Here is a 13,035-nt window from a genome sequence, read left to right on the forward strand (position 1 = left end):
GCGGGGAGGCTAGGACGAGCGTCCGACAGTTCGGGCGTGCGCCCCGTCCGCGGCCGGTCCGCGCCCCCGCGAGCCGGGGTGCGCGCTGCGGGGCACAGAGCCGGCGCGCACGCCGTGGGCTGCCGAGGCGATGGGCCGACGGGGCACCACGGTCATCGGGCCCTGGCGAGGAACGTCGGCGGCGTGGTGCCCCAACGCCGGCCGAACTGGCAGGGGCTGCCGCATGCCGCCGACCGCGGCCAGCCGCTGTGTCGGCGGCCCGAGGACCTGGCGCAGCCCCCGCGCCTCGGTGACCAGCGCGGGCGCCGCCGGGACGGCGGCCACCTGGACGCGACGCCTACCGGCCTCGCCCGGAAGTCGCCTCCAGAGAGCCAGCAGCAGTCGTCGGGCCGGCTCCTCGACACCGTGGTGCAGGCCGGCGGCCAACACCCCGGAAAGCAGGACCAGCGCCGGGACGGCGAGGACCAGCCCCGGGGTCAGCGCTCCGGGCGCGTCGCCCGGGCGCCAGACGAGGGTCAGCGCGACCTCCTTGACCAGGAAGTGCACCAGGTACAGGCAGTAGGAGATGCGGCCCCCGTAGAGCAGCGGCGCCGAGGCCAGGACCCGGGCCGGCCCGCGCCTGGTCAACATCAGGCCGGCGACGAGGAGCGGGTAGCAGGCCGTAACCACACCGGCGAAATCGACGGTCGGGTCACCCGCCCGCCGCCACGTGTTCCAGAAGCAGGCGAGGACGACCCCGGCGAGGGAGACGACGGAGAGGAAGAGCCCCCAGCTGTCGGCACTTTTGCGCTCCTCCATCCCGCGGACGGCGAGGGAGACGAAGACCCCGGCGACGAAGCAGCACGCGATGCGGAGGACCCAGTTGACCTCGGTGTCATGCGGTCCCTCCTGGAACGCCCGCAGGAACAGCGGCGCGGTCGCGGCGACGGCGAGGGTGAGAGACACGGCCGGGTGCAGGCGCCGGAAGCGGCACATGGCTAGGGCGAGCAAAGGGAAGCACAGATAGGCCAGCCACTCTGCGCTGATCGACCACGCGGGGTTGACGAAGCTCGACCCGACCAGGGTGTCCCGGCCCCACATCTGCGTCATGGACAACTGACTGGCGAGGTGACGGAGATCGGCTGCCGGGTGCGGCGACACGACGTCGGTCCGCAGCCCGATGTCCTGCGCGACCAGGATGAGCGAGAAGGCGACGACGGTAACCACCGCATAGGCGGGCCAGACCCGGGCGAACCGGTTGAAGAGGAACCGCAGCGCTCCGCGCGTGCTCCACCGCCGGCCACACTCGTCGAGGTAGCTGCGGGCGATCACGACTCCGCTGAGCACGAAGAACAGCTCGACGCCGGTCCAGCCCGCGTTGAGGAGCGGCTTCAGGAACGGCGCCTGGTCGGTGATCGGCCACAGCTGTCCCTGGAAGTGGTAGAGCACGACCCAGGTTGCGGCCACCGCCCGGAGCCCGGTGAGGGCCTTGATCTCCCCCCGGGGCGCCGTGGACCCCTGCGGGCTCCGCGCTGGACGCAGTGCAGTGGACAACAGGACTCCCCCGGGACGAACGACGTGAAGGAACGGTCCGCGAGCCTTCGTCATCGACGCTATCCGTGGCCGCCGCGCGTCACTCGGGCATGACGTTCCACAATCCTCACCGCTGCGTCGTCAGGTACTGACAGTCCGTGACCGAAGGCGCCGCGCTGGGGCACGCGGTCAGCCAGAGCCGAGGCGGTCCCCCGGATACCCGGACCTTCCCTGCGCCCGGCGGTCGGCGTCCTCCTCGACCAGCTGGTTGAGCAGCTGCTGGGCCTCGTCACTGTCGGGCAACGAGGAGAAGACGGTGGGGCCTCCTTCGCCGGCCGTCTCCACCGTGAGGCTGCCCGAGTTGATCATGCGTTCCCACAGGCTCTGCCGGTAGGAGACGTCCGTGATCCGGGACAGCCCGATGTCGCGACCGCTGCGGGACAGGATGCCGGTGCGGTAGAGCAGCCGGTGCGTGGTGATGACGTAGTGGGTGGTCCGCCACCGCAGCAGCGGCACGGCCACCAGCACCAGGGCGAGCACCAGGGCCACCCCGGCCACGACCAGTCGCCAGAGGGCCTGCTGGTTCCCGGCCGGCACGACCGCGGCGCCGAAGGAGGCCCCGCCCACCAGCAGCAGGAAGACCACGAACGGCCAAAAGACGGTCAGCCAGTGCGGGTGCAGGTGACGCACGACCTCTTCGTCGTCACCGAGGATCCGGTCGGGGTACGCCACGCCTACAAGGATGGCGCACCCAGGCGGCCTGATCCCGGAAAGCGCCCGTCGCGGCGCCGTCCGCTCCGGACGACGAGGCGGGCCGGAGTCTCGTCGAGGAGGACCGGAAAGAGCCTCAGCGCCGCCGGACCACTCCCCTGGCCGCGATGTCGCCCGACAGGGTCACGATCTGCACGGTCACGATGTCGTCCCCCGCACGTGTAGCACGTCGCCGGAGGCCAGCTCGACCACGCCGCCGTGGGTGCGAACGACCAGCCGCCCGTCCCAGTCGACCGCCTCGGCGACGCCGTGCAGCGCCGACCCGTCGGGCATCGTCACGGTGACCGCCGTCCCGACCGTCGAGCACCAGGCCAGGTAGTCCTGCGCCAGCCCCGAGGAGACCGGGTCGCCGAGCGCCCCGACCCAGCGCAGGTAGCGGCGCTCGAAGGCCCGCAGGTAGGCGAGCAGGACCGCGCCCCGGTCCACCGGCCCGCCGGCGACCAGCGCCAGAGCCGTCCCGGTGTCGGGCAACTCGTCGGCCCGGGTGGACACGTTCAGCCCCGTGCCGATCACCACGGCCCGCCCGCTGGTCTCGGCGAGGATGCCGGCGAGCTTCGCACCACTGGGGGCGAGCAGGTCGTTGGGCCACTTCAGCGAGGTCCGGACGCGGGCGACCTCCGACACGGCCTCGGCCAGCGCCACGCCGGTGAGCAGCGACAGCCAGGCCCGGCGCGCGGCCGGCACGTCGGGGCGCACCAGCAGCGAGACGGTCAGGCCGGCGCGCGGCGGGGAGGTCCAGACCCGGTCCAGCCGGCCACGTCCGGCGTCCTGGTGCTCGGCGACCAGAACCGCGCCCTCGGGGGCGTCGCCGGCGGCGGCCGTCACCAACGCGGCATTCGTCGAGCCGATCCGGTCGACAACTTCCAGCGATCGCCACAGCGAGCTGGCCCCGAGGAGGTCGGCGGCCAGCGCTGGGGCGTCCAGCGCCGGGCGGTCGGGCTCCGCGGAGTCGGCGTCGGGCATGTCACCTACGCTACGGCGCTGTGAGTGCTGCTGAACTCGAGAGCGCCGGGGAACACGTCCCGGACGACGTCGACATCCACACCACAGCCGGGAAGCTGGCCGAGTTCGAACGCCGCGTGCAGGAGGCCACGCATGCGGGGTCCGATCGGGCCGTGGAAAAGCAGCACGCGGCCGGCAAGATGACCGCCCGCGAGCGGATCGAGGCACTGCTGGACCCGGGCTCATTCACCGAGCTCGACGAGTTCGCCCGGCACCGCTCCACCAACTTCGGCATGGACGCCAAGCGACCCTCCGGCGACGGCGTGGTCACCGGCTACGGCACCGTCGACGGCCGGCCGGTGTGCGTGTTCTCCCAGGACGTCACGGTCTTCGGCGGAAGCCTTGGCGAGGTGTACGGCGAGAAGATCGTCAAGGTGCTGGACCTGGCGGTGCGCACGGGCTGCCCGATCATCGGCATCAACGAGGGCGGCGGCGCACGGATCCAGGAGGGTGTGGTCTCCCTGGGCCTGTACGCCGAGATCTTCCGGCGGAACGTGCATGCCTCCGGGGTCATCCCGCAGATCTCGCTGGTGATGGGCGCGGCGGCCGGCGGGCACGTCTACTCACCGGCGCTGACCGACTTCATCGTGATGGTCGACAAGACCAGCCAGATGTTCATCACCGGGCCCGACGTGGTCAAGACCGTGACCGGCGAGGACGTCACGCTCGAAGACCTCGGCGGCGCGCGCACACACAACACCAAGTCGGGAGTCGCCCACTACCTGGCCGAGGACGAGGCCGACGCCCTCGACTACGTCAAGGCGCTGCTGTCCCACCTGCCCAGCAACAACCTCGACCCGCTGCCGGCGATCGAGGTGGCCTCGGTCGACATCGCACTGCCAGACGCACTCACCGAGGACGACCGGGAGCTGGACACCTTCATCCCCGACTCCCCCAACACCCCCTACGACATGCACACCGTGATCGAACACGTGCTCGACGACGGTGAGTTCCTCGAGGTCCAGGCGCTGTGGGGTGCCAACATCCTGATCGGCTTCGGCCGGGTCGAGGGCCGGCCGGTGGGCGTCGTGGCCAACCAGCCGACCCAGTTCGCCGGCACCCTGGACATCGACGCCAGCGAGAAGGCCGCCCGCTTCGTGCGCACCTGCGACGCCTTCAACATCCCGGTGCTCACCTTCGTCGACGTCCCGGGCTTCCTGCCGGGCACTTCGCAGGAGTGGGACGGCATCATCCGCCGCGGAGCGAAACTGATCTACGCCTACGCCGAGGCGACGGTCCCGCTGATCACAGTGATCACCCGAAAGGCCTACGGCGGCGCCTACGACGTCATGGGGTCCAAGCACCTCGGCGCCGACGTGAACCTGGCCTGGCCGACCGCCCAGATCGCGGTCATCGGGGCACAGGGCGCGGTGGGGATCCTGTACCGCAAGGAACTGGCCGCCGCCGAAGATCCCGACGCGCTGCGTGCCGAGTTGATCAGCGACTACGAGGACACGCTGGCCAACCCCTACATCGCCGCCGACCGAGGGTACGTCGACGCGGTCATCCCCCCGTCGCACACCCGCATCCACATCGTCCGGGCGCTACGGTTGCTGGCCAACAAACGGCAGACCCTGCCCCCGAAGAAGCACGGGAACATCCCCCTCTGATGGCCGGGGCTACCGAGGAGCAGCAGCCTCCGCTGCTGCGGGTCGTGACGGGCGAGCCGACGCCTGCGGAATTGGCCGCGCTGACCGCCGTCGTCGCGGCGCTGTCCCAGCGCCGCCCCCGTCGCCGGCCGACGCCGGTGGGCGGCTGGGCCGAGCGGGGCGACGCCGTTCGGCGGCCCCTGCAGGCCGGCCCCGGTGGCTGGCGAGCTGCGGGCAGGTTCGCGTGAGCGAGCGTGCGAGCTCACGCATGAACACGGCAGCGTCGCGAACGCGGCTGACGAGCGCCAGCCAGGAGGACTCGTGAGCGTGGACCGGCGTCTGGTGCTCGCCTCTGCCTCCCCCGCCCGGCTGCAGCTGCTGCGCCAGGCCGGGCTCTCCCCCGACGTCGTGGTGAGCGGGGTGGACGAGTCGGCCGTGACCGCCCCGCGGGTGGCCGAGCTGGTGGCCCTGCTGGCCGCGGCCAAGGCGCAGGCGGTCGCGAAGGACGAGACCGACGCCCTGGTGGTGGCCGCCGACTCCCTGCTTGAGTTCCGCGGTGCCGGGATGGGCAAGCCCGCCGACGCCGAGGACGCGCGCACCCGGTGGCAGCGGATGAGCGGGCGCAGCGGCACGCTGCACACCGGCCAGGCGGTCTTCGACGTCCGGGAGGGCCGGATCGCCGCCCGCGAGGTCGGGGTGACCTCCACCGTCGTCCACTTCGCCTCTCCCAGCCCGGCCGAGATCGAGGCCTACCTGGCGACCGGCGAGCCGCTGGCGGTGGCCGGGGCGTTCACGCTGGACGGGCTGGGTGCCCCGTTCGTCCGCCGGATCGAGGGCGACCCGTCGTCGGTCGTCGGGCTCTCGCTTCCCCTGCTGCGCACCCAGTTCGGCAGGCTCGGGCTGTCGATGAGCGACCTGTGGCGACGCTGACCGGCGCCTTCCCAGCTCAACCCGTCCGCTGGACGTCTTTCGAGGGAGAACGAACGTGCAGAAGGTCCTGATCGCCAACCGCGGCGAGATCGCGGTGCGGGTGGCCCGCGCCTGCAAGGACGCCGGACTCACCAGCGTCGCGGTCTACGCCGAGCCGGACCGGGACGCCCTGCACGTGCGCACGGCCGACGAGGCGTTCGCCCTCGGCGGGACGACGCCGGGGGACTCCTACCTGGTCATCGACAAGATCCTGGACGCCGCCCGCCAGTCCGGCGCGGACGCCGTGCACCCCGGCTACGGCTTCCTCTCCGAGAACGCCGACTTCGCCCAGGCCGTGCTCGACGCCGGCCTGACCTGGATCGGCCCTCCTCCGCAGGCGATCATCGACCTCGGTGACAAGGTCGCCGCCCGGCACATCGCCACCAAGGTCGGCGCCCCCCTGGTGCCGGGCACCACCGACCCGGTGGGCGGTGCCGACGAGGTGACCGCGTTCGCCGAGGAGCACGGGCTGCCGGTGGCGATCAAGGCCGCGTTCGGCGGCGGCGGGCGCGGCCTGAAGGTGGCCCGCACGATGGAGGAGATCCCCGAGCTGTTCGACTCCGCCGTTCGGGAGGCGGTCTCCGCCTTCGGCCGCGGCGAGTGCTTCGTGGAGCGCTTCCTGGACAAGCCGCGGCACGTCGAGGCGCAGGTGCTGGCCGACACGCACGGCACCGTCGTCGTCGTCGGCACCCGCGACTGCTCGCTGCAGCGACGCAACCAGAAGCTGGTCGAGGAGGCCCCGGCGCCGTTCCTGACCGACGAGCAGCGCGAGCGCATCCACTCCTCGGCCAAGGCGATCTGCCTGGCCGCCGGCTACGTGGGCGCCGGCACGGTGGAGTACCTCGTCGGCGTGGACGGGTCGATCTCCTTCCTCGAGGTCAACACCCGGTTGCAGGTCGAGCACCCGGTCAGCGAAGAGACCTCCGGCATCGACCTGGTCCGCCAGCAGTTCCGGATCGCCGAGGGTCTGCCGCTGGAGATCACCGAGGACCCCGCCCCGCGCGGGCACAGCATCGAGTTCCGGATCAACGCCGAGGACGCCGGCCGCAACTTCATGCCCGCCCCTGGACCGGTGACGAAGCTGGAGGTCCCGCAGGGGCCCGGCGTCCGCTGGGACTCCGGCGTGGAGACCGGCGGTGAGGTGGCAGGCGCCTTCGACTCCATGCTGGCCAAGCTGATCATCACCGGCGCCACCCGCGCGGAGGCCCTGCAGCGGGCCCGCCGGGCACTCGACGAGCTCGTCGTGGAGGGCATGCCCACGGTCGTCGCGTTCCACCGCGCGGTTGTCCGGGATGCCGCCTTCACCAGCGAGCCGTTCACCGTGCACACCCGGTGGATCGAAACCGAGTGGGACAACCAGGTGCCGCCGTACGCTGCCGCGCCGGTCGAGGCCGAAGAGCCGGAGCCGCGGCAGACCATCGTGGTGGAGGTCGGCGGACGCCGGCTGGAGGTCTCGCTGCCGGCCGGACTGGCCGCCGGTGGGGGCGCCCCCGGGGCGGTGGCCAAGCCGCGTCGGCGGAGCGGTGGCGGCGCCGGTGCGGCCGCCTCCGGGAACAGCCTCACCGCGCCCATGCAGGGCACCATCGTCAAGGTGGCGGTGCAGGACGGCGCCACCGTGGCCGCCGGGGACCTGGTCGTCGTCCTCGAGGCGATGAAAATGGAGCAGCCGATCACCGCGCACAAGGCGGGCGCCGTCTCCGGGCTGGCCGCCGAGGTGGGCGCGACCGTCACCAGCGGTACGGTCATCTGCACGATCACCGACGCGGCGGAGGCCTAGCCCCCGCGGCACCGGCGGGCGCCGGGAGGGCGCTGGACGGGACGCAGCGCCGCCGGCCGGGCGGTGTGTCCGACGGCGACCTGAGCTTGCGATGCCGCCCTCGTGCGGTTGACGGCCCACCGCTACTGAGATCGGTGCGGGTTATCGTGGCTCATCGGTATCCGGGCCCGTGCGCTGACGCCCGTTCATCCGGACGGACATGGTGACAGGGAGCGACGGTGGACACCCTCGAGGCACCCCGGTTGCGCCAGCAGGGGACGACGAGGACGTTCCTCCCCGAGGTGCAGGCGCTCCGGGCGCTGGCGGTCCTGCTGGTCGTCGTCTACCACTTCTGGCCGGACGTGCTCCCGGGCGGTTACGTCGGTGTCGACGTCTTCTTCGTCATCTCCGGCTTCCTCATCACCTCCCACCTGCACCGAGAGCTGCTGACCCGGGGCACCGTCTCCCTGCGCGCCTTCTACGCACGCCGCGCCCGTCGACTGCTCCCCGCCTCGATGCTCGTGCTGGTGGTGGCCACGCTCGCCACGTGGCTGTTCCTGCCGGTGACGCGGTGGGCGGGAACGGCCAAGGAGGTGCTGGCCAGCTCCTTCTACGTGCAGAACTGGCTGCTGGCCACCCGGGCCGTGGACTACTCGGCGCTGGACGACGCGGCGTCCCCGGTCCAGCACTTCTGGTCGCTCTCGGTGGAGGAACAGTTCTACCTGGCCTGGCCCCCCCTCATCCTGCTGCTCGTAGCGCTCGCCCGGCGCTCGGGCGGCGACCGGCCGTACCGCCTGGTGTTGCCCGGCATCCTGGTGGTCACCGGCCTCTCACTGGCCTACTCGGTGTACGCGACCGCGCACACGCCGTCGGCCGCCTACTTCGTGACTCCCGGCCGGATCTGGGAACTCGGGGTCGGGGCGGTTCTGGCGCTCTGGATGCGCACCAAGGCAGTGAGTCCCCGCACCGGGCGTGGGGCCTTGCCGCTCATCCCCCCGATCGGCCTCCGGTGGGGCGGCCTGGCCGCGGTGCTCGCATCCGCCGTCCGCTACTCCAGCGCCGCTCCGTTCCCGGGGTGGCTGGCACTCGTGCCGGTGCTGGGCACGGCGGCCGTGATCGCGGCAGGCGAGACGCGTGGCCGCGATCCCCTCGGGCCGCTGTTCGGTCTGTGGCCGACCCAGTTCCTGGGCGCTGTCTCCTACTCGCTGTACCTCTGGCACTGGCCGGTCCTCATCATCAGCCCGTTCGTCCTGGGTCACGCCCCGGCCTGGCCGGAGAAGATCGCGCTGATCGGGCTCAGCATCGGCGTGGCGTGGGCGACGAAGGTCCTGGTGGAGGACTCGGCGCAGAAGTCGCGCCGGCTCGCCACGCGGCCCGCCCTCACCGCTGTCCTGACGGCGCTGACGATGGCCGTGGTCGCGGGCGTGGCCGCGCTGCAGTTGCACGACGTCGCCCAGCGGCAGGACACGGCCCGCGCCGGGCTGGCCCTAGCGGACGGCCGGCCGTGCTTCGGTGCTGCCGCCCTGGCGCCGGGGTCGGGGTGCTCGGAGGTCTTCGGGCCGCCACTGTCGGTATCGCTCACCCCCGAGGACGAACCCTGGTTCACCGACCCGGCGTGCACGGTCACCGAGGACGACCTGCGGGTGGCCACCTGCCGGTTCAGCGCCGAGCCCCCCACGCGACGGGTCGCCCTGGTCGGCGACTCGCACGCCGAGCACTGGCGCGGCGCCCTACACCGGATCGCGCGTGAGGAGAACTGGGAGCTGGTCGAGGTGTTCCAGGGCGGTTGCCCGGCGACCGCGGCCCGCGTGCTGCTCTTCGACGGCGACGGCGTCAACACCCGAGCCTGTCACCAGTGGGGGCAGGACGTGCAGGAGCTGCTGGCAGCGGACCCGCCGGACTACGTCTTCACCTCCGCCTTCGCAAGCGCCTACACGTTCGCGGCCACGGGCTACGATTCGCCGGAGACCGGCGCCTATGGCTTTGCGGACATGTGGACTGCGTGGGCCGGCACGGGGGCGCAGGTGTTCGTGCTGAGGGACATCCCCACGACCGGGGACCGCCAGGTCCCCGAGTGCGTCGCCACCCATCCCGACGCGCCGGTGGAGTGCGCCCGGAACCGGGACGCCGCCTTCCCGGAGGACGCCGCCACGGCGGCCGCCGGCCTCGTCGAGTCCGATCGGATCCGGATGCTGGATCTCTCGGGCCGTTTCTGCGACGAGGACACCTGCTACGCCGTCGTCGGCGGTGCGCTGGTCTACTGGGACGCCAACCACATGTCCGCGCAGTTCAGCCGGACGCTCGCTCCCGCACTGCTCGAGCTCGTCGACGCCGGCTGAGCCGGGGGCCCCGGGCGGGGCCTCCTTCGGACGGCCGGGCACCCGTGACCTTCCCGACGGCCGGGGACGGCGCCGGTGTCCTCGGCGGCCACACTCGGCCACCTCGGGCGGGGGTCAGCCCGCGCCGCCCTGATCGGTCGCCCGACAGCCGTCGGACGGCGACTGCGCTGGCCGCGACCCGAGCTCCCGTCATGGGCCGAGGCGCGTGCCTGCCCCACCGTCGGACCCTCAGCACAGCGCGGTGGGCGCTCCGGGTCCCGGGGCATCCTCGACCGGACCGGTGCTCCAGCAGGGCCGCGCCATTCGACCGGCGGCCAGCCGGTCCGGCGGATCAGGAGCGGAAGACCTGCTTCCTCGTGGCGTTCCAGGTGAGCGTGCCGCCCTGGAAGTGCTGCACCACGCCGTCGAAGAGCGAGGCCGGACCGTCGACGGGATAGCCGAGCGAGCCGCCCTCCGCGCCCAAGTAGCTGTAGCTGCCGGCGATGGCCCCGTTGACGGGCTGTGCCCCCGTGCCCGGGGACCAGAGGAGCCACCCGCCCTCGAAGCGCTGCGAGCACCCGCCGTCCCGCAGACCGCACCGTGCGCCCACCATCGGGTAACCGAGGTAGCCGTTCTCCGCGCCCAGCGAGCCCCACCGCACCAGGATCGCCCCGTTGACGATCACGGCACCGGTCGCCGGCGACCAGTAGACCGACCCGCCCTCGAAACGCTGCACGCAGCCCCCGTTCCGCAGAACGCACTGCTCTCCGGACGTCGCATAGCCCAGGAACCCGTTCTCGCCTGCCGCGGCTGCCCACGCCCCGCGAATGGCGCCGTTGACCGGCTGCGCTCCGGTGGCCGGGGACCAGTACATCGCGCCGGCCTGGAACTGCTGCTCGCAGCCGCCGTTCCGCTTGCCGCACTGTGCGGTGGACACCGGGTAGCCCAGGAAGCTGTTCTCGGCCCCCAGCGCCTTCCACCGCGCCAGGATCGCGCCGTTGACCGGCTGTGTTCCGATGGCCGGGGTCCAGTAGACCGCGCCGCCCTGGAACGGCTGCCCGCATCCTCCGCCGCGCAACCCGCACTGCTCGCCGGCCACCGGGTACCCGAAGAAGGAAGCCACGCCGCCGTACGCGGTCCACAGCGAGCGGATGGCGCCGTTGACCGTCTGCGCGCTGCTCGCCGGGGACCAGTACAGCGAGCCGCGCTGGTACTGCTGCACGCACCCCGCACCGCGCAGCCCGCACTGCTCGCCGGTCACTGGATAGCCCAGGAAGGAGGCCTCCGCGCCTAGCGACGTCCAGCGGGCCCGGATCGCGCCGCCGACCGGCAGTGCACCGCTGGCGGGTGACCAGTACACGGAGCCGCCCTCGAACTGCTGCCCGCAGCCGCCGGCAACGAGACCGCACCGCGCGTCCGTGACGGGGTAACCCAAGTAGCCGTTCTCCCGCCCGAGACCGCGCCAGGTGGCGAGGATGGCCCCTTCGACCGCGTGGGCTCCGCCTGATGGTGTCCACCCGATCACGGCCCGCTGGTAATCCTGAGAACAGGCGGCGCGATCGCTCTGGCACTGCCCCGTGCCGGGCGCCCCGTAGGGCCCCGTTGCCCCTCCGCTGGCCTGGTAGACGGCGTCGATGTCGTCGGGCCCGGTCGCGGTGGCCGAGAGGACCCGGACCCCGGCGCCCGACGTGCCCGCGCTGAGGACCGTCACCTGGTAGGCCCCGTTGGACACTGTGACCGGTGCGCCGACGGGCAGCGCCACCGCTCGGTCGCGCGGCCAGGCCGACTGTGCCGACGGCGTGGGATCCAGCAGCAGGGAGGTGTCCGAGCCGTCACTCGCCCGGCGCAGTGTCACCCCGCTCTGCAGGCCGGCCTGATTCAGCGTCGAGTTCCCGAGCCAGCTGTCCTGTCCGCTCGGCTGGCGGTACTCCAGCCAGTACGTGTCGCCGTCGCCGTCGACCAACTTCACCGCCCGGGTGCCGCCAGTGGTCGAGGAGACGGGGACCAGCGTGACGTCGGTGGGCGGGCTGGCCACGCTGAGGGAAACTCGCTCCGACTCCGGCAGCAGGCCCAGGAGGTCAGCCTGCGGGGTGTTCAGCGTGCCGACCTGCTCCCAGGAGATGCCCATGACGTCGTAGTAATCGCCGTAACCGACCGTCTGGCAGGTGCCCGCCTCAGTGCCCTGGTCGCACTGCACGGCCGAGGAGTGCCCGAGGCCAAGGTTGTGGCCGAACTCGTGGGCGACGACGGAGGTCGCGGTGCCCTCCACGTAGGCCAGGCCACCGGCGTCCAGACTGCCACCCACGGTGCCCAGACCGTAGGAGCAGCCGGGTGACTGGTACGGCACGTAGACGAGGAGGTGCTTGCCTGGGCCCTCCGTCCAGCCCGCCCGGGTAGCTGCGGCCCGCCACAGGTCGAAGGGTTGAGTGCAGCTGGCCGTGGTGGGTGCCCAGTCGTAGCTGGCGACGACGCCGAACCGGACCGCACCGCCGGTCTGCTGCTCCCAGAAGTCCCCGACCGGCCCGTTGACCGCGGCCACCACCTGGGCGAGGGTCGTCGAGTCGGCTGCGCGCTGGGCCGCCATACCGGCCGGCTCCAGCATGACCACGGTGACCGGATGGTTGACCGGCGCCGTGGTGGCCGCCGTGGCCGGCTGCTCGGCCGGCGCGACGACCTCGGCCGCGAGCACGTCCCGCGCCGGCTCCAGGCCGTCCGCCGAGGCCTCGTCGCGGACCGTGCCGCCGACGGTGACCTCCACCGTGGACCCGGCATCGACGTCGACGAGGTCACTGGTGGGCACCCGGACCGCCTCGCCGGGGGCGGTCTGCACCCAGCTCAGCAGGCCGCTGCCGTCGTCCGCAGGCTCCGGAGCGGCGTCCGTCGCCGGGCCGGGGTCGGCGTAGCCCTGGACGAGTTCACCGACGATCGTGTCGCCGGCGGCCACGGCAGCGCCGTCGTCCGCCCGGGCGGACGGGACACCGACCAGCGAGCCGGCCAGGACGACGGCCGCAGCCATGACGAGGGACCGCGGGGACCGCAGCAGGTGGATCGTGAGCACGTACAGCTCCAGGGCAGAAGGGACCACCCCCTCCATCGGCGTCCCGGTCCGAGAACTGGA

General features: G+C 72.6%; 9 protein-coding genes. 5 read left to right on the forward strand and 4 right to left on the reverse strand.

Annotated elements, in window-relative coordinates:
• Nucleotides 1-9: 9 nt before the first annotated feature.
• The 3 genes from BLW04_RS00915 to BLW04_RS00925 all read right to left on the reverse strand — a co-directional run bounded on the left by BLW04_RS00915 (nt 10) and on the right by BLW04_RS00925 (nt 3,246).
• A complete protein-coding gene (locus tag BLW04_RS00915) occupies nt 10-1,533 on the reverse strand; it encodes an acyltransferase family protein (RefSeq protein WP_175483843.1) in 1,524 nt (507 codons plus the stop codon).
• Between the two features lie 168 nt (nt 1,534-1,701).
• The gene (locus BLW04_RS00920; protein WP_091536167.1) at nt 1,702-2,244 is read right to left on the reverse strand and encodes a PH domain-containing protein; all 543 of its coding nucleotides are present in this window, start codon (nt 2,242-2,244) and stop codon (nt 1,702-1,704) included.
• A 177-nt stretch (nt 2,245-2,421) separates the two neighbouring features.
• Nucleotides 2,422-3,246 (reverse strand): biotin--[acetyl-CoA-carboxylase] ligase, encoded by an 825-nt coding sequence (locus BLW04_RS00925; RefSeq protein ID WP_091536169.1) that lies wholly within the window; start codon nt 3,244-3,246, stop codon nt 2,422-2,424.
• Nucleotides 3,247-3,266: 20 nt separating this feature from the next.
• On the opposite strand from BLW04_RS00925, the gene BLW04_RS00930 reads away from it, so the two are divergent.
• From BLW04_RS00930 to BLW04_RS00950, 5 genes are all read left to right on the forward strand, one after another.
• Nucleotides 3,267-4,895 (forward strand): acyl-CoA carboxylase subunit beta, encoded by a 1,629-nt coding sequence (locus BLW04_RS00930; RefSeq protein ID WP_091536172.1) that lies wholly within the window; start codon nt 3,267-3,269, stop codon nt 4,893-4,895.
• Nucleotides 4,895-5,122, forward strand: coding sequence for an acyl-CoA carboxylase epsilon subunit (locus tag BLW04_RS00935; protein ID WP_091536174.1), 228 nt, complete (start codon nt 4,895-4,897; stop codon nt 5,120-5,122). Before BLW04_RS00930 ends, BLW04_RS00935 begins: the two co-directional genes overlap by 1 nt.
• A gap of 73 nt (nt 5,123-5,195) precedes the next feature.
• Nucleotides 5,196-5,804: a Maf family protein gene (locus tag BLW04_RS00940; RefSeq protein ID WP_091536176.1), complete on the forward strand. Its 609-nt coding sequence runs from the start codon at nt 5,196-5,198 to the stop codon at nt 5,802-5,804.
• Nucleotides 5,805-5,859: 55 nt separating this feature from the next.
• Nucleotides 5,860-7,620 carry an acetyl/propionyl/methylcrotonyl-CoA carboxylase subunit alpha gene (locus BLW04_RS00945; protein WP_091536179.1) on the forward strand — a complete coding sequence of 587 codons (1,761 nt, stop codon included), beginning with the start codon at nt 5,860-5,862 and terminating at the stop codon, nt 7,618-7,620.
• A 218-nt stretch (nt 7,621-7,838) separates the two neighbouring features.
• Nucleotides 7,839-9,938, forward strand: coding sequence for an acyltransferase family protein (locus tag BLW04_RS00950; protein ID WP_091536181.1), 2,100 nt, complete (start codon nt 7,839-7,841; stop codon nt 9,936-9,938).
• A 331-nt stretch (nt 9,939-10,269) separates the two neighbouring features.
• On the opposite strand, the gene BLW04_RS00955 is transcribed toward BLW04_RS00950, so the two are convergent.
• Entirely contained in the window at nt 10,270-13,002 is a 2,733-nt protein-coding gene (locus BLW04_RS00955) for a reprolysin-like metallopeptidase (protein ID WP_139306691.1), read from the reverse strand.
• Nucleotides 13,003-13,035: the final 33 nt, after the last annotated feature.

It is taken from the genome of Modestobacter sp. DSM 44400 (assembly GCF_900107175.1).
In the GTDB taxonomy this organism is placed as follows: Bacteria; Actinomycetota; Actinomycetes; order Mycobacteriales; family Geodermatophilaceae; genus Modestobacter.